This window comes from Longispora urticae, assembly GCF_053902585.1.
This window is the reverse complement of the sequence record NZ_JAQZSH010000027.1, coordinates 265,699-285,071: the sequence shown is the minus strand read 5'-3', so window position 1 is coordinate 285,071 and position 19,373 is coordinate 265,699. Positions and strand designations below refer to the sequence as shown.

Sequence of the window (19,373 nt, the reverse complement as noted above, 5' to 3'; positions counted from 1 at the left end):
GAGAGGAGAACGCCGCGGCCCCGCCGTTCTGTTTACTCCCAGTCCCACCGGATCCCCACGATGCCCGGCGGCACCTCCGTGGCGATCAGGTGGATCGTCCGGTGTCCGGTCACGGTGAGCTCGGTGCGCTCGATGTCCGGCCCGTTGAGATACCGCTGGTTGTACCGGTAGCACCGCACCGGCATCACCTCGGGCGCGAACCGGACCTGCACGGTGAGCTGCCCGGTGGGGAACCTGACCCCCCGGTGGTAGTCACGGCACTCGACCCCGCTGGCGTCGCGGTACTCGTACTCCAGGATGTGGGTCTCGTCGATCCGCAGGGTCCGGTCGAACAGCAGTTCGGCGACCACGATGCCGGAGGCCACGTCGCGGCGGGTCCGGCCGAGGCGGCAGTTCGCGAGGGGGACGACCTCGATCAGGAACGGGTCGCAGCCCTCGTCCCCCTGGAAAATCGTGACATACCGGTCAACCTCCTGATGCGCCTTCACGACGTGCAGACATCGCCGGCGCAGCCCGGACCGGTCCGCCCCGATGTCGATGTCCTCGAACAGGCTGACCGTGTGCAGCCTGCCGTCGGCCGGGCTGTCCAGTTCGGCGAGCATCCGGTCGAGGGCGGACACGGGCGAGATCAGCTCCGCGTACCGCCGGGCGCCCGGCGGCAGGCCCACTCCCCGGCCCCGGGGGCGCGGCGGACCGAGGAGCACGGTCAGCGCGGCCGGCGGCAGGCCGAGGATCTCCTCCAGCGCCGTGACGGCCCGCAGGGAGTCCTGCCGCTCGGGTCGCCGGCGGCCCTGCTGCCAGTAGCTCAGGGTCGCGACGCCCACGTGCAGGCCCTGTTCGGCCAGCCGGAACTGGATCCTCTGCAGCGCGAGGCCCCGGGCCTCGATGGCGGCGCGCAGCGCGAGGTGGAAGGGACCACTCCGCAGCACCGCCGTCAGGTCATCACGCCCCATGTGCGCCTCCCCAGCGTCAGGGGTGAGTCGTTCGACAGTTGGCTCCGCCGGACGGCCGAGGGGGTGGCCGTCCGTGCGTCGCTATCTGTGAATGTTCACAGCCCTGTCACCTGAAAGCCACCCCTGAGCGTGCCCAATTCACTGAGTTCCCGCTGGTTGACGCTGGGCTGTTGTCTCCGGGGCCCGGCGGGGAGATCGTGTGCGAACGGCACTTCTCCTACCCCTCAAGGAGCGGATATGAATTCCCTGACCCGCGGTCCCACACAGTGGGCACGTGCGGCGGCGCTGTCGGTGGCACTCCTGGCGGCGGTGGCTGTTCCCTCAGCAGCCTCAGCGGCCACGTCGTCCGGCAGCGCGGCGGCCCCCGCCGCCGCGGCCGGCCAGTCCACCTCCGTGGTGGGCGCGGCGCTGGCGTCGAAGCGGTTGAACATCACGATGCAGGCCCAGCAGTACTCGAACTGGTGCTGGGCGGCGTCCGGCAACACCGTGGCCGCGTTCTACGGCTACAGCTACAGCCAGAACCAGTTCTGCAACCTGGCGTTCAACCGGTCGATGAACTCGAGCTGCCCGAACAACCAGGCGACCCTCGGCAACGACCAGACCGCGTTCAGCCAGATCGGGATCCGGCCGGGCCGGTACGTGTCGGGCTGGCTGAACTACAGCACCGTCCAGACCGAGATCAACGCCAACCGGCCGGTCATGACGCGGATCGAGTGGCAGTCCGGCGGTGGCCACATGATGGACATCTACGGCTACGACACGGCCAGCAGCTGGGTCTACTGGGGCAACCCGTGGGGTTCGAGCACCCGCTACAACTGGGGCACCCACAGCTACTACGTCAACAACAACTCGTTCTTCTGGACCCACTCCCTCTACCAGATCGGCCTGTGAGGTGAACACCATGAACATGCCCAGACTGGTACTGGTGGGAGCAGGCGCCACCCTGGCCCTCCTGATCGCGAGCCCCGCCTCGGCGGCGCCCGGCGTGGCGGCCCCCTCGACCGCGGACCTCGCGGCGGCCCGGCAGGCCACCTCGGTGAGCCTGTCGGAGGTCGGCCGGTTCTTCGCCTCCAACGGCCAGAACCCGCAGGGGGTCGCTCCGGCTGACCTGGCCGCGCGGGCCACGGCGGCCGCGCCCCGCGTCGTCGGGGACCCGGTGGCGGTGTACTCGCTGAACCCGGCCTTCGTGAAGTCCGCGTCGGCGGCCGTGGCGGTCACCGACATGATCGCGACGAAGGCGGTGGCCAGCGACGGCCGGTCCGCCTCGGTGTGGACGGCGAAGCAGGGCGGCGCGTGGACGGTGGTGAACATCGCCGAGGGCAGCGAGGAGGTCGACTACGCCCTGGCGGGCACCGGCGGCACCGTGTTCAAGGAGCCCCAGATCAACGCGTGGTACGTGCTCCGCGGCGACCGGGTCACCCCGCTCAACGCCGACGCGCGCACCTCGGTCGGCGAGGGCGTGAGCCTGGCCGCGTACCAGAAGCTCGTGAACAAGCGCTACGCCGACAAGCTGCCGGGCTCCGCCTATGACAAGGCGGGCAAGGCCGGCGGTTACGGCGAGTCTGCCGGGGACGGTTCCCCGACGTGGCCGTGGCTCGTGGCGCTGGCCGCGCTCGGGCTGGTCGTGTTCGCCCCCCGCCTGCGCAGGCAGTAGAAACGAAGGTTCCCGCCCGGACGACGGTATGTTCCCGCCGTCCGGGCAGGACCTATTTTTATGGAAAGTGCGTAATATACGATTCCCGACTGGTATATCCGCGCCCTGACTGGCATGATCGTGGCTGTCGGAGCGGTAACGGGCGCGTTTGCCCATACCGAGGCTACGCTGGTGTGGCTGAACAAAGACACACCCTCAACGCCCGGGGAGCACGGGATGACGTTTGCGGTCGACGTTGCTGACCTCGGCGGTCGGCAGATTGTGGTCACCGTCTCCGGTGAGATCGACTACGCGACGGCCCCTGACCTGCGCGCCGCCATCTCCGAGGCCATCGACCAGCTGGGTCCCACCCGGATCCGGGTCGACCTCGCCCGGGTGACCCTGCTGGACTCCACGGGCATCGGCATCCTCGTCGTGGCGTACCGGATCAGTCGCCAGATGGGCATCGATTTCTCGGTGTACAACCAGAACGCGCTCGTCGACCGGGTGCTCACCGCCGTCGGCGTCCGCGACCTGCTCTGCCCGCCGGCGCCCCCGGCCACCCAGCTCGTGCCCCGTTCCCGGTCCACACTCGCCGACCGGGCGGAAGATTCAGCCGTCTAGCCATCGAAAACTGACCTCTTTACTGAGGCGCCAACTTCCGTACACTCAAGCCATGTCAGTCGGCGGGGGCACCAGCAGCGTCGATGGCGGCGCCGTTCCCCTGGAACTGGCCCGCCACTATCGACAGTTGGCGGACGACCTGCTCGCGCAGGGCCGGTCCACCGAGGCGGCCGACACGTTGCGCGCCGGCCTCCTGGCGGTCGAGGAGCGGATCAGACGTCGTCCCACCTGAAGAGCCGGGTCGCCACCGCGGTGAGCACCACGGCGAAGCCGAGCAGGATGCCCATCGGGGTCAGCACGCTGGCGATCGACCCGTCCCGGACCAGCGCGTCCTGCAGGCCGGTGACCAGGTGCCGCATGGGTAGCAGGTTCGACACGCTCTTCAGCCAGCCGGGCGCGTTGTCCAGCGGGAAGAACGCCCCGGACAGGAACGCCATCGGCATGACGATCAGCTGCACGATCGCGTTCGCCGACTCGGCCGTCTTCGCCACGGCGCCCGCGACCAGCCCGATCGACATGAACGCCAGCGTCCCGCACAGCACCATCGGGACCGCCAGCCACCAGTTGTGGGCGAGCCGCAGCCCGAAGTAGGGCAGCGAGGCGACGCCGATGAAGACGGCCAACTGGGCCAGGGCGACCAGCGCGCTCACCGAGACCCGGGCGCCGACGATGGTGGCCGTGCGCACCGGGGCCAGCCGCAGCCGGCGGAGGATCTTCTTCTGCCGCCACTCCACCAGGGTCAGCCCGGCGCTGAACGTCGCGCCGATCGAGATGGCCCAGGACAGCAGCCCCGGCGTGAAGTACTGGATCGCCTTGAGGGACCTGTCCTCCACCTGCTCGGTCGCGAGGGTGAACCGCAGCGGGGCGCCGTCCCGGTTCGCGGCGTCCACCACGGACTGGAGCACGCCCCGCACGACCCCGGCCCGGACCTGGTCGGCAGCCGAGTAGTGCACGACGAGCCGGTCGCCGTCGGCCTCGATGGCCGCCGCGTAGTCGCCCTGCCGGACGGCTTCGAGGGCCTTCGCCCGGTCGGTCTGCCGCGAGATCTCCAGGACCTCGTCGAAGGCCCCGGCCGGCGCGTTGTCCAGGATCGACACCTGGCCGATCTCGATCACCCTGGACTTCGACACCCCGGCGTCCTTGAAGATCCCGCCGAAGACGACGAGGAACATCAGCGGGAAGAGCAGGGTGAAGAACATGGCGGTGCGGTCGCGCACGAACGCGCGGACCATGGCGCCGGAGAGTGCCGCGAAACTGCCCTTCACGCCCGGTACTCCCGTCCGGTGAGGTTGAGGAACACGTCCTCCAGGGTCGCGCCGCGCGCCTGGAGACCGCGCAGCGCGTCGCGCTCGGCCAGCGCCACCAGAACGCCCGCCGGTTGGCGGGTCTCCAGGGTGAGCGTCACCCCGTCGTCGGCGACCCGGTCCACGTCGGGCAGTCGGCCGGCCGCGGCCTCGGTGAGCAGCCCCGACTCGATCGTGATCCGGGTCGGGCTGTCCAGGTCGCTGATCAACGCGGCCGGTGGCCCCAGTTCCAGGATCTTCCCGTGGTCCATGACCGCCACCCGGTCGCAGAGGATCTCGGCCTCGTCCATGTAGTGCGTGGTCAGCACGACGGTGCGGCCCTGGGCGTTGATGGCGCGCAGCAGGTCCCACAGGTTGCGGCGGGCCTGCGGGTCCAGCGCCGCCGTGGGTTCGTCGAGGAACACCAGGTCCGGGTCGTGGACGAGGGCGCACGCGATCGACAGCCGCTGCATCTGGCCGCCGGACAGCTTCTCGGTGCGCACGTCGGCCTTCTCGGCCAGCCCGACGGTCTCCAGCATGGCGTCGGCGCGTTTGCCGGGCACCCCGTACAGCGCGGCGAAGGTCCGGATCTGCTCGCGGGTGGTCTGCCGGTCGAAGAAGGCCGTGGCCTGCAACTGGACCCCGATCCGGGGCAGCAGCTTCGGGTTGCGCGGCCACGGGGACTCGCCGAACACCTTCACCGTGCCGGAGTCGGCGGCCCGCAGCCCCTCGATGATCTCCAGTGTGGTGGTCTTGCCCGCCCCGTTGGGGCCGAGGATGCCGAAGAACTCGCCCTCCTCGACGGCGAAGGACACGCCATCGACGGCCCGGACATCCTTGTAGTGCTTGCTGATCTCGTGGACCTCGATGGTCTGGGCCATGGAATTACTCTAGAGCGCATGGTCAACATCGAGTACGTGGATCGGCCGCAGCTGTATCCGACGCTGGTCGCGACGAACCCCGTCATCATCCTGGGCGACGGCTCGCCCACCAGCGACTATCCGACGCACCGGGTGGTGTCCGTCAAGGTGCTCGGCCTGACCGCCGTCGACCTCGTGGAGCTGCTGGAGGCGTTGTCGATCACGGGCGGGGTGGAGCTGCGGCGGGAGTGACCCCCGGTTCGGCTCGGGGCCGGGGTCCGCTCAGGTGCCGGCGGGGGCTCCCGCGGGGGCCTGCTCGGCGTCGGCCGACGTGAGCGTCGGCGCCCCGAGCCGGGTGCGGGCCCAGCCGGCCGCCCAGGTGCCGCCGAGCATCAGCAGGCCCAGCGCGCCGGCCCCGACGGCCAGCGCGGTGGGGCTGGCGGTGAGGGCGGCGGCGCCCACCGCCGCGTACCCGAGGCTGGTCGGGGTGGCGCCCAGCGCGCTGCCGGCGAGGAAGTCGCGGAACCGGGTACCGGTGGTGCCGAACGCGTAGCTCATCAGCCCGTACGGGGCCAGGGGCACCAGACGGACGGCGAGCACCCCGAACACGCCGCGCCGGCCGAGCCAGGCGTCCAGGCGGGCGAGCCGGCCGTCCTCGCGGGACGCCGTGCGGGCGGCCACGAAGTCGCGCCCGAGCAGCCGGCCGGCCGCGAAGCCGACGCTCGCGCCGAGCAGGGCGCCGACGAGGACGTAGAGGCCGCCGGGCAGGGCGCCGAACAGCAGGCCGCCGACGAAGGCCAGCACGGTGCGGGGCACCATCGCGAGGGTGAGGACCATGGAGCCGAGGACGGCGACGAGCGGGGCGGCCCGGCCGCTGCCGGCGATGAACGCGTCGATCGCGGCGACGTCCGGCGGGCCGTACAGTGCGACGAGCCCGCCCAGCACGGCCAGTCCTGCCAGAAGGAGGACAAACCGGGCTGCCGGGCGGCGTAACAGCTGCATGGACCCACGGTAGCCGGCGACCCGGAGCACGCTCGGGCACGGCCGGACCAGTACCTTGAACGCTGACCAGACTTCACCTGACCCTTACTTTTCGGGGGGATTGTGGCAACCCAGGCCGAGGAGAATCGCTCCGGCTGGACCCGCAGTGTGCCAAGCGTGTTCGCGACCATACTCACCGTGCTCGCGGTGCTCTGCGCGCTCATGGCGCTCAGCCTGGTCCTCCGCGAACGGGTGTACGGCGTCCGGCAGACGATCGAACGCGTCTTCGTCCCGGCGCCGCCCAACCTGGCGTACGCGCTGTTCATCGGGGTGCTCGCCGCGGCGGTGTCCCGGCGTAAGCGGGTCGCGTACTGGCTGCTGCTCGGCTACTTCGCGCTCCAGATCGTGCTGGACGCGTTCCTCGGCGCGCTGATGCTGTACTACCGGTACCAGGAGCCGTCCGACGTCGGCCCGGTCCCGACCTACCTGCCCTACGCGACGGCGGTCAACGCCCTGCTCGCCACGGTCGCGGTGCTCGTGCTGACCCGGGCCAAGCACCAGTTCTACGCGAGCGTGCAGACCGCCAGCCTGCGCAAGGCCATCGTCGTCTTCGGCGCACTCGCGGTCCTGTTCACCGGCGCCGGATACGCGCTGGTCACGGCCTTCCCCGGCACCCTGGAGGGCGGCCGGTACCGGTTCAGCTGGACCATGGAGAAGGTGTTCGGCGGGGCGGTCAAACTCGACATCGCCCGGACCGGCGGCGCGCCCGGCTGGGTCAACTTCACGGTCGGCCTGTTCGGCGCGGTCGCGCTGTTCGCGGCCCTGTTCACCCTGTTCCGCTCGCAACGGGCCGCCGCGGTGCTGCCCGCCGAGGACGAACGCCGGCTCCGCCAACTCCTCGCCGAGCACGGCGAACGCGACTCCCTCGGCTACTTCGCCACCCGGCGCGACAAGGTGGCGATCTTCTCGCCCAGCGGCAAGGCGGCGGTCACCTACCGGGTGGTCGCCGGGGTGTCCCTGGCCAGCGCCGACCCGATCGGGGACCCCGAGGCGTGGGGGCACGCGATCGAGGAGTGGCTCGCCGAGGCCGAGGCGCACGGCTGGGCCACGGCCGTGATGGGGGCCAGCGAGGAGGGCGCGACCGCGTACAAGCGCGCGGGGCTGCGGGTTCTGGAGCTCGGCGACGAGGCGATCCTGTACGCGTCCCGGTTCAGCCTGGACGGCCGGGACATGCGGGTCGTCCGGCAGGCCGTGAACCGGGTGGAACGCGCCGGGCACACCGCCCGGATCCGCCGGCACGCCGACATCTCCGCCGAGGAGATGGTCCGGATCGTCACCCTGGCCGCGCAGTGGCGGGACACGGAGACCGAGCGCGGCTTCTCGATGGCGCTCGGCCGGCTGGGCGACCCGGCCGACAACCGGTGCGTCCTCGTCGAGTGCCTGGACGCCGAGGGCAACGAGACGGCCCTGCTGTCGCTGAGCCCGTGGGGGGCGCGCGGCCTGTCCCTGGACCTGATGCGCCGGGACCGCGGGGCCGACAACGGGCTGATGGAGTTCATGGTGGCCTCGCTGATGGCGGCCTGCCCGGGGCTCGGCGTGGACCGGGTGTCGCTGAACTTCGCGATGTTCCGCTCCGTGTTCGACGAGGGCGGCCGGATCGGCGCGGGCCCGGTACTGCTGCTGTGGCGCAAGACGCTGCTGTTCTTCTCCCGGTGGTACCAGCTGGAGTCGCTGTACCGGTCCAACGCCAAGTACCACCCGGAGTGGCTGCCGCGCTTCGTGTGCTTCGCCGAGCGCCGCGAACTGATCCGGATCTCGATCGCGTTCGGCATCGCCGAGGGCTTCGTGACCGTGCCGAGCCTGCCGCAGCTGTTCAACCGGGGGCGGCGCGACGTCACCGCCGAGCGGGACGTGCACGACATCCCGCCGGCCGTCGTCCGCCAGACCGTCGGCGGTCCCGTGTACGGCGAGCAGACCCTGGTCCGGATCGCGAAGCTGGAGCGGCTGCGCGGGGAGGGCCGGGAACCGTACCCGCTGGGATACGACCGGACCGCGACCTGCGCCGACGTGGTGACCAGGTTCCCGGGTCTGGCCCCCGACACCGCCACCGGGGAACGGGTCTCCCTCGCCGGCCGGGTGCTGCTGCTCCGCGACCACGGCGGGGTGTGCTTCGCCCGGCTGCGGGACTGGACCGGCGACGTGCAGCTGCTGCTCACCGGCTCCGCGATCGGCACCTGGGGCACCGACATCGACCTGGGCGACCACGTCGGGGTCACCGGCGAGATCGTCGCCTCCCGGCGCGGTGAGCTGTCCGTGCGGGTCGAGGACTGGACCCTGACCGCCAAGTGCCTGCGCCCGCTGCCCGACAAGCGGCACGGGCTGGGCGGCGAGGCGGCGGTCCGGCAGCGCTACCTGGACCTGGCCGTCAACGCCGGGACCCGCGCGGTCCTCACCGCCCGGAGCGCGGCCGTGCACAGCCTGCGGACCACGCTGATCGGCCAGGGGTACCTGGAGGTCGAGACGCCCATGCTGCAGACGGTGCACGGCGGGGCCAACGCCCGGCCGTTCCGGACGCACATGAACGCCTACGACATGGACCTGTACCTGCGGATCGCCCCCGAGCTGTATCTCAAACGGCTCGCGGTCGGCGGCGTGGAGAAGGTGTTCGAGCTGGGGCGGACCTTCCGCAACGAGGGCGTGTCCTACAAGCACAACCCCGAGTTCACGATGCTGGAGGCGTACGAGGCCTACGCCGACTACACCATCATGCGGGTACTCGCCCAGGACCTGATCCAGAACGCCTGCCGCGCCGCGAACGGCTCCCTCGTCGTGGGCGGCCACGACCTGGGCGGGGACTGGCCGGTCGTCCCCGTCAACGCGGCGATCTCGCGCGCCCTGGGCGAGGAGGTCACCGCCGACACCGAGGTACCGGCGCTGCGCAAACTGTGCCAGGCCGCCCGGGTGCCGCTGAATCCACAGTGGAACCGGGGCCAGATCGTGCTGGAGATGTACGAGCGGCTCGTCGAGGAGCCCACCACCGCCCCGACGTTCTACACGGACTTCCCGACCGAGGTGTCTCCGCTGACCCGGCCGCACCGCGACGACCCCCGGCTCGCCGAGCGCTGGGACCTGGTGGCGTACGGGACGGAGCTGGGCACGGCGTACTCCGAGCTGGTCGACCCGATCGAGCAGCGGCGGCGGTTGACGGAGCAGTCGCTGCTGGCCGCCGGGGGCGATCCGGAGGCGATGGAGGTGGACGAGGACTTCCTGACCGCGCTGGAGTACGCGATGCCGCCCACGGGGGGACTGGGGCTCGGGGTGGACCGGCTGGTGATGCTGCTGACCGGGAAGTCGATCCGGGAGACGTTGGCGTTCCCGCTGGTGCGGGCGCGGTAGGGCCGGGGCCCGACTCCCCGGCCCGGGCCCGGCTCCCGGGCGCTCACAGGCTGTTCGTCAGCACCAGCACCGTGCCGTCGACCGAGATCGCGTAGCGCTCCGCCGGGGTGGCGGTGTCGGCGCGCTCCGCCAGGCCCTCGACCCGGACCGACCGGCCGTCCGTCGCCCGCCCCGTGCACACCGTGTGGACGGTGCGCCAGTCGTCGGGGCTGGTGGTGACGCAGTGCAGGCGCCGGGTCAGGTGCACCCCCTGGTCGGCCAGGACCCGGCCCGCGCCGAGGGCGACGGCGTTGCGGTAGGAGCCCTCGGCGATGGTGGTCGCGGGGTCGGTGCAGCCGGCCAGCAGCAGCGGCAGCACGAGCAGCAGCCAGGGCCTCCCGGGGCCCGCCCGACCGGTACCTCCCGTTCCGGCCGCGGGGCGCCCGACGATGCCTCCCGGGCCGCGCACGGGGCCCCTCACGGCGCCTCCCGGTCCGGGCGCGCGGCCCGGGTGACCTCGCGGACCGCCGCCGCCACCACCTCCGGCCGGTCGACCTGGAACATGTGCCGCGCGGCGGTCAGCACCTCCTGCCGCCCGCCGAGCAGCGCCGCGAGGGCCGCGTGCCGCTCCCGCCACTCGACGGCCTCGTGGCCGGACACGTCGCCGAGCGCGGTCAGCACCACCACCGGCACGGGCGGGAACCCGGCCGTCGCGCGCAGTTCGAGCAGCTCGGCGGCCATGTCCCGGTATCCGAGGAGTTCCTTGACGGCGGTGCCGAGCACCCGGGCCGAGCCGAACACCTCGCGGACCTGTCCGGGGCTGCCCGGCGCGATCCCGGCGGCCGTCTGGGCCCGGACCGCGCGGTTGCGGACCCACGGGCCGAGCGCGGGGGCCGGGCCGGCCGCGAGCAGGCTGACCACCGGCGGAACGGCCCTCAGCGGCCACGACAACCAGCCGGGCCGACGGCTCATCTCCGGTTCGCAGCTCGGGTCGACCAGGACCAGACCGAGAACCTTCTCCGGGTACCAGCGGGCGAAGGCCTCCGCGTGGAACCCGCCCAGCGAGTGCGCGACGACCACGGCCGGCCCGGGGCACACCGCCGCGATCCGGTCGGCCTCGGCGCGCAGGGTGGACGGCCCCGGCTCGGGCACGCTCCGTCCGAGGCCGGGCCGGTCGAACCGGAGCACCCGGGTGTCGAGCCGCCCGGCCACCGCGTCCCAGTCGAACCAGGCCTCCCCTAGTCCGCTGACCAGCACGACCACCGGCTCCCCGGCGCCCTCGTCGACGACGTGCAGGCCGGTACCCGTCTCGCCGTGGGGTTTGATCCTCGCCTCCTGTGGTCGGGTCTGCTCGGGGCGGGGCCGGGTCAGGAGGATCGCGCCGAGGGCCACCAGCCAGACCGACACCACCCCGACCTGGACCCGCTGGGCCACCCCCATCCAGTCGCCGGCCAGCATCGCGACCAGCGACAACGCGACGGCGAGCAGCTCGACCGCCGCCAGGGCCCAGATCCACCGCCGCCGCCAGGCCAGCGCCATGGCCAACATGCTCACGCACGCGCCGGTCACCGCGAGGCTGCTCGTGGTCGCGTGCAGCTCGTGGGCGAGCGAGACGTGCCCGGAGCGTTCGAGCAGCGCGCACGTCGCGTCGCTGTACGGCGAGCAGTCCAGGGTGAGGACCGAGTCGGCGACCGTGCCCGCGCCGAACAGGCCCAGGCCGAGCCAGCCGGCCACGGCCCACAGGTTCCACACGCCGGCCCGGGTCACGGCGACCAGGAGGACGGCGAGGACGACGAGGACCCCGGTGGCGCAGTCGCCGAAGATGAAGAGGGCGCGGTGCGGCTGGTCCGTGGCCGCGTACGAGCTGACGTAGCCCGACCGCGCGTCCACCCCGGGATTCACCCAGAACCCGAGCACCCACGCCGCGTACGTGCACCCCGCGACCACCAGCGCCCAGCCGGCGAGCCGTCCCGGACCCCCGTCAGTCGCCACGCGTCCCATTCTCACCGCCCACGTACGCGTTGGGTTAGATTTCGGCCATGCGTTTCGTCGCCGCGATCGACCAGGGCACGACCAGCTCCCGGTGCATCCTCTTCGACCGGTCCGGCCGGGTGGTGGCCGTCGACCAGCGGGAGATCACCCAGCACTACCCCCGGGCCGGCTGGGTCGAACACTCGCCGACCGAGATCTGGGAGTCGGTGGCCGCCGTCGTGGCCGGCGCGCTCTCCCAGGTGGACGGCGAGGTCGTGGCGCTCGGCATCACCAACCAGCGGGAGACCACGGTGGTGTGGGACGCCGCGACCGGCGAGCCGCTGCACAACGCCCTGGTCTGGCAGGACACCCGCACCGACGCCCTGATCAGGGAACTGGCCGCCGCGCCGCCCGGGCCGGTGACGCGGACCTCCGGACAGACCGCGCCCGACAGCCCGGCGTCCGGGCCGAGGACCGGTCACGGAGCGGCCCCGCGCCCGGCCGGTGGGCTCGACCGGTTCCGGGACCGGTGCGGCCTCCCGCTGGCCACCTACTTCGCCGGCCCCAAGATGCGCTGGCTCCTCGACCACCTCGACCTGCGCGAACGCGCCGAGAAGGGCGAGGTGCTCTTCGGTACCGTCGACTCGTGGTTGCTCTGGAAACTCACCGGGCGGCACATCACCGACGTCACCAACGCCAGCCGCACGATGCTGATGAACCTCACCACCCTGGACTGGGACCCGCTGCTCCTCGACGCGATCGGCGTGCCCCGGGCGGCGCTGCCGGAGATCGTGCCGTCCTCGGCCGTGTACGGGCCGGTCACCGGGCTGCCGGAGCTCGCCGGGGTGCCGGTGGCCGCCGCGCTCGGCGACCAGCAGGCCGCGCTGTTCGGACAGACGTGCTTCTCCCCCGGCGAGGGCAAGAACACCTACGGCACGGGCAGCTTCCTGCTGCTCAACACGGGTACGACCCCGGTGCACTCCTGGCGGGGCCTGCTCACCACCGTGGCGTGCCAGCTCGACGGCCAGCCGGCCACGTACGCCCTCGAAGGGTCCATCGCGATCACCGGCGCGCTCGTCCAGTGGCTGCGGGACAACCTGGAACTCATCTCCTCCGCCGACGAGATCGAGCCGCTGGCCGCGAGCGTCCCCGACACCGGCGGCGCGTACTTCGTGCCGGCCTTCTCCGGGCTGTACGCCCCGCACTGGCGGCTGGACGCGCGCGGCGTCATCGCGGGCCTGACCCGGTTCGTGACGAAGGCGCACCTGGCCCGCGCCGCGCTGGAGGCCACCGCCTGGCAGACCCGGGAGGTCGCCGACGCGATGATCAGCGACGCCGGGGTGGCGTTCACCGAGCTGCGGGTCGACGGCGGCATGACGGCGAACTCGCTGATGATGCAGATCCAGGCGGACATCCTCGGGGTACCGGTGGTGCGGCCGACCGTGCCGGAGACCACGGCCCTGGGGGCGGCGTACGCGGCCGGGCTGGCGGTCGGCTTCTGGTCCTCGCTGGACGAACTGCGCGCCAACTGGCGGGCCGACGCGCGGTGGACGCCCGTGCTGGCGGTCGAGGAGCGGGAGGCCCGGTACGCCCAGTGGCGCAAGGCCGTGTCGAAGACCCTGAACTGGGTGGACTAGCCGGGCGCGGCCCCCCGCGTACCCGTCGAGAAAGCGCTGAAGCCTGTCTCCTGGTCGCCCCTCAACGACCAGGGGACAGGCCCCAGCTTCCTCGTGTGCGACCCGAAGCCCCTCAACCCCGGCCCGCACACCCCCTCACCGTGTTCAGCCTGTGGGGCTCTCGCCCACCGTGACCGTGACCGTGACGTTCTTGCCGTCGCGGACCACCGTCAGCGTGAGCTTGTCGCCCGGTTTGCCCGACTGGATCGCGGAGACCAGCTCGTCGCTGTTCTTCACCGACTTGCCGTTCACCCCCGTGACCAGGTCGCCCTTGACCAGACCGGCCTGGGCGGCCGGGCTGTTGGCCTCGGTGCTGTCCACGACAGCGCCGGCCTGGGTGGTGCTGTTGACGACGCGGACGCCGATGTACGGGTGTCCGACCTTGCCGCCCTTCATCAACTGTTCGACGACGCTCTTCACCTTGTTACTCGGAATCGCGAATCCGACACCGATGTTGCCCTTGGAGCCGGAGCCGCCGGTGGCGATGGCCGTGTTGATGCCGATCAGCCGGCCGGCCGAGTCGGTGAGCGCGCCGCCGGAGTTGCCGGGGTTGATGGCCGCGTCGGTCTGGAGCAGGCCCGAGAGCCGCTTGCCCTGGCCCTGCGACTCGTTGTCGCCGCCCTCGTCGATCGTGCGGTTCCGGGCGCTCAGGATGCCCTTGGTGACCGTGCCGTCGAGGCCGAGCGGGTTGCCGATCGCCAGGACGTCGTCGCCGACCTTGATGTCGCCGCTGTCGGCGAACGTGATCGGCTGGAGGCCGTCGACCCCGGTGATCTTCAGGACCGCGAGGTCGTTGGTGGGGTCGGCGCCGACCAGGGTGGCCGGCACGGTCTTGCCGTCGGACAGGGTGACCGTGATCTGGCCCCGGGCGCCGTCGATCACGTGGTTGTTCGTGACGATGTAGCCGTCCTTGTTGAACACGACGCCCGAGCCCTCGCCGGTGCCGGTCTTGACGCCGACGACGCTCTTCTGGGCCTGCTCGGCCACGTCGGCGAGCGTGCCGCCGTTGGTGACCGCGCGGCCGTTCGACGTGGCCACGACGTTGGAGCCGTTGCTGTCGCCGAGCGCGAAGCCCACCAGGCCACCGACCGTGCCGGCGCTGACGGAGAGCACCAGGGCCGCGGCGGTGCCGATCAGGATCTTGGGGAGCGCGCCCATCTTCTTGCGCGGGGTCGGCTGGGGCTGGAACGCCGGCATGGGGTGCCCGCCCGGGTAGTACGGCGGGCCGCCGGGGCCGGCGGGGCCGCCCATCGGGAGCGGGGCGCCGGGCTGGCCGGGGGCCGGCATGAAGACCGGGGGGTGGTGCGGGTGCGCCTGCGGCGGGACCGGGCCGGTGGTCGGGAGCGCGGCGGTGACCTGGGTGCGGGCCGGGGCGTCGTAGCCGGGGGCGTCGTAGCCCAGGGTCGCGGGGTTCTGCGGGGCCGGTCCGCCGGGGCCCGGGGCGGTGTGGCCGGCCACGGGCTGGATCTCGCCGACCAGGGCCGCCTGGTCCGGGCCGAGGTTGGTCTCCCGGGCGACCTCGGCAGGGGCCTGGTAGGCACCCTGGTCGAGGTCACCCCGGAGCGCTGCGGAGCGCTCGGCCTGGGCCCTGACGGCGTCGGCGAGCTGCTCGGGGGTGACGGCCAGCGCCTCGGTGGGCGCGGCGGCCGGGACGGCCACGGTCGGTGCGGTGCCGGCGGCCGGGGTGGCCACGGGCGCGGACTCGACGTGCGGGGTCGCGGCGGGGGTGTCGGTGGGCGTCGACGGGGCCGGGTTCACCGTCGTCGACTGCGGGTCGCGGTTGGTCTCGTCGTTGCTCATGGAAACCACTCTGCCTTCCGAAGCTTGAATCCCCCTGGGCCCCAGCTGAAAGTTTCCTGGGAGCGCTTTAAACCCATTTCAGTGCTTTTGAGCTATTCGGTACTGTCGGGCGGGGCCAGCGGCAGCCGGACCCTGAACGTCGCGCCCTCCCCCGCCGCCGACGACACCTCGACCGTGCCGCTGTGCGCGGCGACGATGGCCGCGACGATCGCCAGCCCCAGGCCGGTGCCCGTGCTCCCGCTCCGCCGGCTCCGGGCCGGGTCCGCGCGGTAGAACCGTTCGAAGACGCGTTCGCCCTGCTCCGGGGTGAGGCCGGGGCCTCTGTCGGCGACCTCGAGGACCGCCTGGCCGTCCGCCGTCGACAGCCGGACCGCGACCGGGGTGCCGGCCGGGGTGTGGGTCAGCGCGTTGGTCACCAGGTTGCCGATCACCTGGCGCAGCCGGGACTCGTCGCCGGTCACGACCACCGGGGCCGCGGCCGGGGCCACCATCAGGAGGATCTCCCGGTCCGGGGCCTGCGCGCGGGCGCCCTCGGCGGCGTCGGCGACCAGCACGTCCAGGTGCACGGGCTCCCGCGCGAGGGGCCGCTGCTGGTCGAGCCGGGCCAGGAGCAGCAGGTCCTCGACGAGCAGGCCCATCCGGGCGGCCTCGTCCTCGATCCGCTTGACGACCTGCTCGGGCTCGCCGGCCCCCTGTCGGTACAGCTCCGCGAAGCCGCGGATCGTGGTCAGCGGGGTGCGCAGCTCGTGCGAGGCGTCGGCCACGAACCGGCGCATCCGGTCCTCCGAGCGCAGCGCCCGGTGCTCCGAGGCCGCCCGGGCCGCGAAGGCCGTCTCGATCTGGGCGAGCATGCCGTTCAGGGCGCGGCCGAGCCGGCCGATCTCGGTGCCCGGGTCGCGCTCGGGCACCCGCTGGCTGAGGTCGCCCCCGGCGATGGCCCCGGCGGTGCGCTCGATCTCGACGAGCGGGCGCAGGCTGCGGCGGACCACGGTCACGCCGATCAGGGCGACGAGCATCAGCACCGCCGTACCGACGAACAGGTCGAGCCAGATCAGCCGGGCGACCGCGTTGTCCAGGTCGGACAGGGTCGAGGCGATCACGACCCGCTGGCCGGGGTCCGGGCCGGGCACGACGACGACCCGCCAGCGGCTGCCGTAGCCGTCGACGATGAAGTAGTCCTGCCGGGCCAGGTCGGCGGCCGTGAGCCGGGGGCCCTCGTCGACGTCCAGGTCGCTGGGGTACTCGGCGAGCACGTTGCCCTCCGGCCCGCGCAGCTGCACGACGAACGGGTTCGGCACCGAAAACGACGACTGGACCCCGCTCGGCGGGTCGAAGCCCAGCTTCGTGGCCCCGCGCCGGACCTGGGTGTCGATCGGGTCCGCGACGGACTTGAGCTGGGTGTCGACCCGGTCGAGGAGGTAGCCGCGCAGGGCCGTCACCGTGGCCACGCCCATCACGAGCAGCGCCGCGGCGACCAGGCCGAGGACGGCGGCGACGAGCTTGACGCGTAGCGGGACGCGCTCAAACATCGGAGGCCCGCAGCACGTACCCCACGCCGCGGATCGTGTGCAGGATCCGGGGCTCCGTCGTGTCGATCTTGCGGCGCAGGTAGGACATGTACGACTCGACGATGTTGTCCTCGCCGCGGAAGTCGTAGTTCCACACGTGTTCGAGGATCTGCCGCTTGGACAGCACCCGACCAGAGTTGATCATGAGGTACCGCAGGAGCTTGAACTCCGTCGGGGACAGCGAGACGCGCTGGCCCGCCCGGTACACCTCGTGGGTCTCCTCGTCGAGTTCCAGGTCACCGAAGCTCAGCCGGCCGGTCGGACCCGCGCCCTGGGTACGGCGCAGCACGGCCCGGATCCGGGCGGTGAGCTCCTCCAGGCTGAACGGCTTCGTCACGTAGTCGTCGCCGCCGAGGGTCAGGCCGCGGATCTTGTCGTCGGTGTTGTCCCGGGCGGTCAGGAACACCACCGGCACCCGCCGGCCGTCGGCGCGCATCCGCCGGATGACCTCGAAGCCGTCGTAGTCGGGGAGCATCACGTCGAGGACCACCAGGTCGGGGCGGTGCTCGCCGGCCGTGGTGATCGCGTCGGCCCCGCTCATGGCGGTGGCCACGTCGAAGCCCGCGTACCGCAGGCTGGCGGACAGCAGCTCGACGATGTTCGGGTCGTCCTCGACGACGAGCAGGCGGGCCTCCGGCGTGGTCATAGCACCATCATTCCGGGCGCGGCTCGACCCCGGCTGAGAACAGGCTGAGAGTTTCCTGAGAGCCACCCAAGTCCTGGGTACCGACCACCCGGAGCAGTTCCAGCTTCTGGGCGGCATCCGTGCCCGGCCGGGGGCTGTACAGCAGCAGGGTCTGGTCGTGCTCGGGGGTGAGCAGCTCCTCGCAGTCCAGCTCGATCCGGCCGACCGTCGGGTGCAGCACCGTCTTCGTGTCGGCCCGGCGTACCGCGACCTCGTGCGCGTCCCAGAGGGCCCGGAACTCGTCGCTGACCGCCAGCAGCCGGGCCACCAGGTCGGTCACCTCCGGGGACCGCCGCCGGCCGGCCGTGGCCCGCAGGTGCGCCACGTGCGCCCGGGCGTGGTGCGCGCGCTCCGCCACCGGGAACAGCTCGCGGGCCTCCGGATTCGCGAACCACTCCCAGATGATGTTGCGGCCCAGGGTGCCCCGGAACAGGGCCGAGGCCAGCGGGTTCTGGGCCAGGATCCCGCCCAGGTCGGACAGCACCTGGGCCGGGGTGTCGGTCAGCCGGTCCAGCAGCTTGAGCAGCGCCGGCTTCACGTGCCCGGTCGGGTGGTTCGGGACCGGCGGCGGCTGGTCGGCCAGGTGGTAGAGGTGGTCCCGCTCGTCGGACGTCAGCCGCAGCGCCCGGGCCAGCGCGTTCAGCAACTGGGTCGACGGGTGCGGGCCCCGGCCCTGTTCGAGCCGGATGTAGTAGTCCGCGGACATGCCGGCGAGCTGGGCGACCTCCTCCCGGCGCAGTCCCGGGGTCCGACGGCGCGCCCCGGCGGGCAGCCCGACGTCGGCCGGGGTGATCCGGGCCCGGCGGGCGCGCAGGAAGTGGGCGAACTCGACGCGGTCCATGGCTCCCAGCATGCCCCAGCCCCGTGGGCCCAGCCTGGGATCGTCGATCCCAGGCTCGACGGGTCTCTCCCGCCCCCTCTCCCGCCGCCGCAGGCTGGGTGCCATGAACACGCGAACCCTGGGAACCACCGGCCCGACCGTCTCCGCCCTCGGCCTCGGCACGATGGGCATGTCCGACCTGTACGGGCCGTCCGACCGGGCCGAGAGCATCGCCACCGTGCACGCCGCCCTCGACGCCGGGATCACCCTGCTCGACACCGGCGACTTCTACGGCATGGGCCACAACGAGCTGCTGGTCCGTGAGGCGCTGGCGACCCGCGACCGCGACCAGGTCACCCTGAGCGTGAAGTTCGGCGCGCTGCGCGGACCCGACGGGGCGTTCCTCGGCTACGACGGCCGGCCGGCGGCGGTGAAGAACTTCGCCACCTACAGCCTGCGCCGGCTCGGCGTCGACCACCTCGACGTGTACCGGCTGTCCCGGGTCGACCCGGAGGTCCCGATCGAGGACACGGTGGGCGCGATCAAGGACCTGATCGACGCGGGGTACGTGCGGCACGTCGGCCTGTCCGAGGCCGGCCCCGACACGATCCGGCGCGCGCACGCCGTGCACCCGGTGACCGACCTGCAGATCGAGTACTCGCTGATCTCGCGGGGGATCGAGGAGAGGATCCTGCCGGTGACCCGGGAACTGGGCATCGCCGTCACCGCCTACGGGGTGCTGTCCCGGGGCCTGATCAGCGGGCACTGGACCCCCGACCGGTCGCTGGCCGCCAACGACTTCCGGGGCCACAGCCCCCGGTTCAGCGGGTCGAACCTGGAGACCAACCTGCGGCTCGTGGAGACGCTGCGGACCGTGGCCGCCGCGAAGGGCGTGTCCGTGGCGCAGCTGGCCATCGGGTGGGTGCTCGCCCAGGGCGCGGACATCGTGCCGCTGGTCGGGGCCCGGACCCGGGTCCGGCTGGCCGAGGCGCTCGGGGCGCTGGACGTGGTGCTGGACGCCGGGGACCTGGCCGCGATCGAGGCGGCGGTGCCGGTGGGGGCCGCGGCCGGGGCCCGGTACGCGGCGCCGATGATGGCGCATCTGGACAGCGAGCGGTAGGTGGCGGGCCGGCTGCCCGCCCAA

General features: G+C 72.5%; 18 protein-coding genes. 8 read left to right on the top strand and 10 right to left on the bottom strand.

From position 1 onward, the window contains the following. Positions 1-32: 32 nt before the first annotated feature. Entirely contained in the window at positions 33-953 is a 921-nt protein-coding gene (locus tag PT931_RS17555; protein ID WP_456246801.1) for a hypothetical protein, read from the bottom strand. Positions 954-1,190: 237 nt separating this feature from the next. Between PT931_RS17555 and PT931_RS17550 the strand changes: the two genes are divergently transcribed. From PT931_RS17550 to PT931_RS17535, 4 genes are all read left to right on the top strand, one after another. Then, entirely contained in the window at positions 1,191-1,844 is a 654-nt protein-coding gene (locus PT931_RS17550; protein ID WP_456246800.1) for a papain-like cysteine protease family protein, read from the top strand. 10 nt (positions 1,845-1,854) lie between these two features. After that, complete coding sequence (locus tag PT931_RS17545) at positions 1,855-2,607, top strand: hypothetical protein (protein ID WP_456246799.1); 753 nt, start codon at positions 1,855-1,857, stop codon at positions 2,605-2,607. A gap of 216 nt (positions 2,608-2,823) precedes the next feature. Continuing rightward, positions 2,824-3,210 (top strand): STAS domain-containing protein, encoded by a 387-nt coding sequence (locus PT931_RS17540; protein WP_363728303.1) that lies wholly within the window; start codon positions 2,824-2,826, stop codon positions 3,208-3,210. 52 nt (positions 3,211-3,262) lie between these two features. Beyond that, a complete protein-coding gene (locus PT931_RS17535; protein WP_363728302.1) occupies positions 3,263-3,442 on the top strand; it encodes a hypothetical protein in 180 nt (59 codons plus the stop codon). Here the strand turns inward: PT931_RS17535 and PT931_RS17530 are convergent. Continuing rightward, positions 3,423-4,475: an ABC transporter permease gene (locus PT931_RS17530; RefSeq protein ID WP_456246798.1), complete on the bottom strand. Its 1,053-nt coding sequence runs from the start codon at positions 4,473-4,475 to the stop codon at positions 3,423-3,425. The genes PT931_RS17535 and PT931_RS17530 overlap by 20 nt on opposite strands. After that, positions 4,472-5,374 carry an ABC transporter ATP-binding protein gene (locus PT931_RS17525; RefSeq protein WP_456246797.1) on the bottom strand — a complete coding sequence of 301 codons (903 nt, stop codon included), beginning with the start codon at positions 5,372-5,374 and terminating at the stop codon, positions 4,472-4,474. The genes PT931_RS17530 and PT931_RS17525 overlap by 4 nt, the downstream gene beginning before the upstream one ends. An 18-nt stretch (positions 5,375-5,392) precedes the next feature. Between PT931_RS17525 and PT931_RS17520 the strand changes: the two genes are divergently transcribed. Next, positions 5,393-5,605, top strand: coding sequence for a hypothetical protein (locus PT931_RS17520; protein ID WP_456246796.1), 213 nt, complete (start codon positions 5,393-5,395; stop codon positions 5,603-5,605). A gap of 30 nt (positions 5,606-5,635) precedes the next feature. On the opposite strand, the gene PT931_RS17515 is transcribed toward PT931_RS17520, so the two are convergent. Further along, positions 5,636-6,355, bottom strand: coding sequence for a TVP38/TMEM64 family protein (locus PT931_RS17515; RefSeq protein ID WP_456246795.1), 720 nt, complete (start codon positions 6,353-6,355; stop codon positions 5,636-5,638). A 102-nt stretch (positions 6,356-6,457) separates the two neighbouring features. Between PT931_RS17515 and lysX the strand changes: the two genes are divergently transcribed. Then, a complete protein-coding gene (gene lysX / locus PT931_RS17510) occupies positions 6,458-9,730 on the top strand; it encodes a bifunctional lysylphosphatidylglycerol synthetase/lysine--tRNA ligase LysX (RefSeq protein ID WP_456246794.1) in 3,273 nt (1,090 codons plus the stop codon). 43 nt (positions 9,731-9,773) lie between these two features. On the opposite strand, the gene PT931_RS17505 is transcribed toward lysX, so the two are convergent. Continuing rightward, on the bottom strand, positions 9,774-10,190 hold the full coding sequence (locus PT931_RS17505; RefSeq protein ID WP_456246793.1) for a hypothetical protein: 417 nt from the start codon (positions 10,188-10,190) through the stop codon (positions 9,774-9,776). Then, positions 10,187-11,701, bottom strand: coding sequence for an alpha/beta fold hydrolase (locus PT931_RS17500; RefSeq protein ID WP_456246792.1), 1,515 nt, complete (start codon positions 11,699-11,701; stop codon positions 10,187-10,189). Before PT931_RS17500 ends, PT931_RS17505 begins: the two co-directional genes overlap by 4 nt. Before the next feature lie 47 nt (positions 11,702-11,748). Here PT931_RS17500 and PT931_RS17495 point away from each other — a divergent pair, with 47 nt between their 5' ends. Further along, the gene (locus tag PT931_RS17495) at positions 11,749-13,317 is read left to right on the top strand and encodes an FGGY family carbohydrate kinase (protein WP_456246791.1); all 1,569 of its coding nucleotides are present in this window, start codon (positions 11,749-11,751) and stop codon (positions 13,315-13,317) included. A 144-nt stretch (positions 13,318-13,461) separates the two neighbouring features. On the opposite strand, the gene PT931_RS17490 is transcribed toward PT931_RS17495, so the two are convergent. From PT931_RS17490 to PT931_RS17475, 4 genes are all read right to left on the bottom strand, one after another. Beyond that, the gene (locus PT931_RS17490; RefSeq protein WP_456246790.1) at positions 13,462-15,156 is read right to left on the bottom strand and encodes a trypsin-like peptidase domain-containing protein; all 1,695 of its coding nucleotides are present in this window, start codon (positions 15,154-15,156) and stop codon (positions 13,462-13,464) included. A gap of 92 nt (positions 15,157-15,248) precedes the next feature. Next, on the bottom strand, positions 15,249-16,685 hold the full coding sequence (locus PT931_RS17485; RefSeq protein ID WP_456246789.1) for a sensor histidine kinase: 1,437 nt from the start codon (positions 16,683-16,685) through the stop codon (positions 15,249-15,251). Beyond that, positions 16,678-17,370, bottom strand: coding sequence for a response regulator transcription factor (locus PT931_RS17480; protein WP_456246788.1), 693 nt, complete (start codon positions 17,368-17,370; stop codon positions 16,678-16,680). The genes PT931_RS17485 and PT931_RS17480 overlap by 8 nt, the downstream gene beginning before the upstream one ends. A 7-nt stretch (positions 17,371-17,377) precedes the next feature. Then, positions 17,378-18,250 (bottom strand): helix-turn-helix transcriptional regulator, encoded by an 873-nt coding sequence (locus tag PT931_RS17475; protein ID WP_456246787.1) that lies wholly within the window; start codon positions 18,248-18,250, stop codon positions 17,378-17,380. Between the two features lie 103 nt (positions 18,251-18,353). Here PT931_RS17475 and PT931_RS17470 point away from each other — a divergent pair, with 103 nt between their 5' ends. Next, the gene (locus PT931_RS17470) at positions 18,354-19,349 is read left to right on the top strand and encodes an aldo/keto reductase (protein WP_456246786.1); all 996 of its coding nucleotides are present in this window, start codon (positions 18,354-18,356) and stop codon (positions 19,347-19,349) included. Positions 19,350-19,373 lie beyond the last annotated feature (24 nt).

Bases quoted from the DNA above. Each gene is read 5' to 3' on its own strand.
- PT931_RS17525 (WP_456246797.1), bottom strand. From the start codon at position 5,374: ATGGCCCAGACCATCGAGGTCCACGAGATCAGCAAGCACTACAAGGAT.
- PT931_RS17515 (WP_456246795.1), bottom strand. From the start codon at position 6,355: ATGCAGCTGTTACGCCGCCCGGCAGCCCGGTTTGTCCTCCTTCTGGCA.
- PT931_RS17545 (WP_456246799.1), top strand. From the start codon at position 1,855: ATGAACATGCCCAGACTGGTACTGGTGGGAGCAGGCGCCACCCTGGCC.
- PT931_RS17535 (WP_363728302.1), top strand. From the start codon at position 3,263: ATGTCAGTCGGCGGGGGCACCAGCAGCGTCGATGGCGGCGCCGTTCCC.
- PT931_RS17470 (WP_456246786.1), top strand. From the start codon at position 18,354: ATGAACACGCGAACCCTGGGAACCACCGGCCCGACCGTCTCCGCCCTC.
- PT931_RS17490 (WP_456246790.1), bottom strand. From the start codon at position 15,156: ATGAGCAACGACGAGACCAACCGCGACCCGCAGTCGACGACGGTGAAC.
- PT931_RS17540 (WP_363728303.1), top strand. From the start codon at position 2,824: ATGACGTTTGCGGTCGACGTTGCTGACCTCGGCGGTCGGCAGATTGTG.
- PT931_RS17495 (WP_456246791.1), top strand. From the start codon at position 11,749: ATGCGTTTCGTCGCCGCGATCGACCAGGGCACGACCAGCTCCCGGTGC.
- PT931_RS17475 (WP_456246787.1), bottom strand. From the start codon at position 18,250: ATGGACCGCGTCGAGTTCGCCCACTTCCTGCGCGCCCGCCGGGCCCGG.
- PT931_RS17485 (WP_456246789.1), bottom strand. From the start codon at position 16,685: ATGTTTGAGCGCGTCCCGCTACGCGTCAAGCTCGTCGCCGCCGTCCTC.
- PT931_RS17480 (WP_456246788.1), bottom strand. From the start codon at position 17,370: ATGACCACGCCGGAGGCCCGCCTGCTCGTCGTCGAGGACGACCCGAAC.
- PT931_RS17555 (WP_456246801.1), bottom strand. From the start codon at position 953: ATGGGGCGTGATGACCTGACGGCGGTGCTGCGGAGTGGTCCCTTCCAC.
- PT931_RS17520 (WP_456246796.1), top strand. From the start codon at position 5,393: ATGGTCAACATCGAGTACGTGGATCGGCCGCAGCTGTATCCGACGCTG.
- PT931_RS17550 (WP_456246800.1), top strand. From the start codon at position 1,191: ATGAATTCCCTGACCCGCGGTCCCACACAGTGGGCACGTGCGGCGGCG.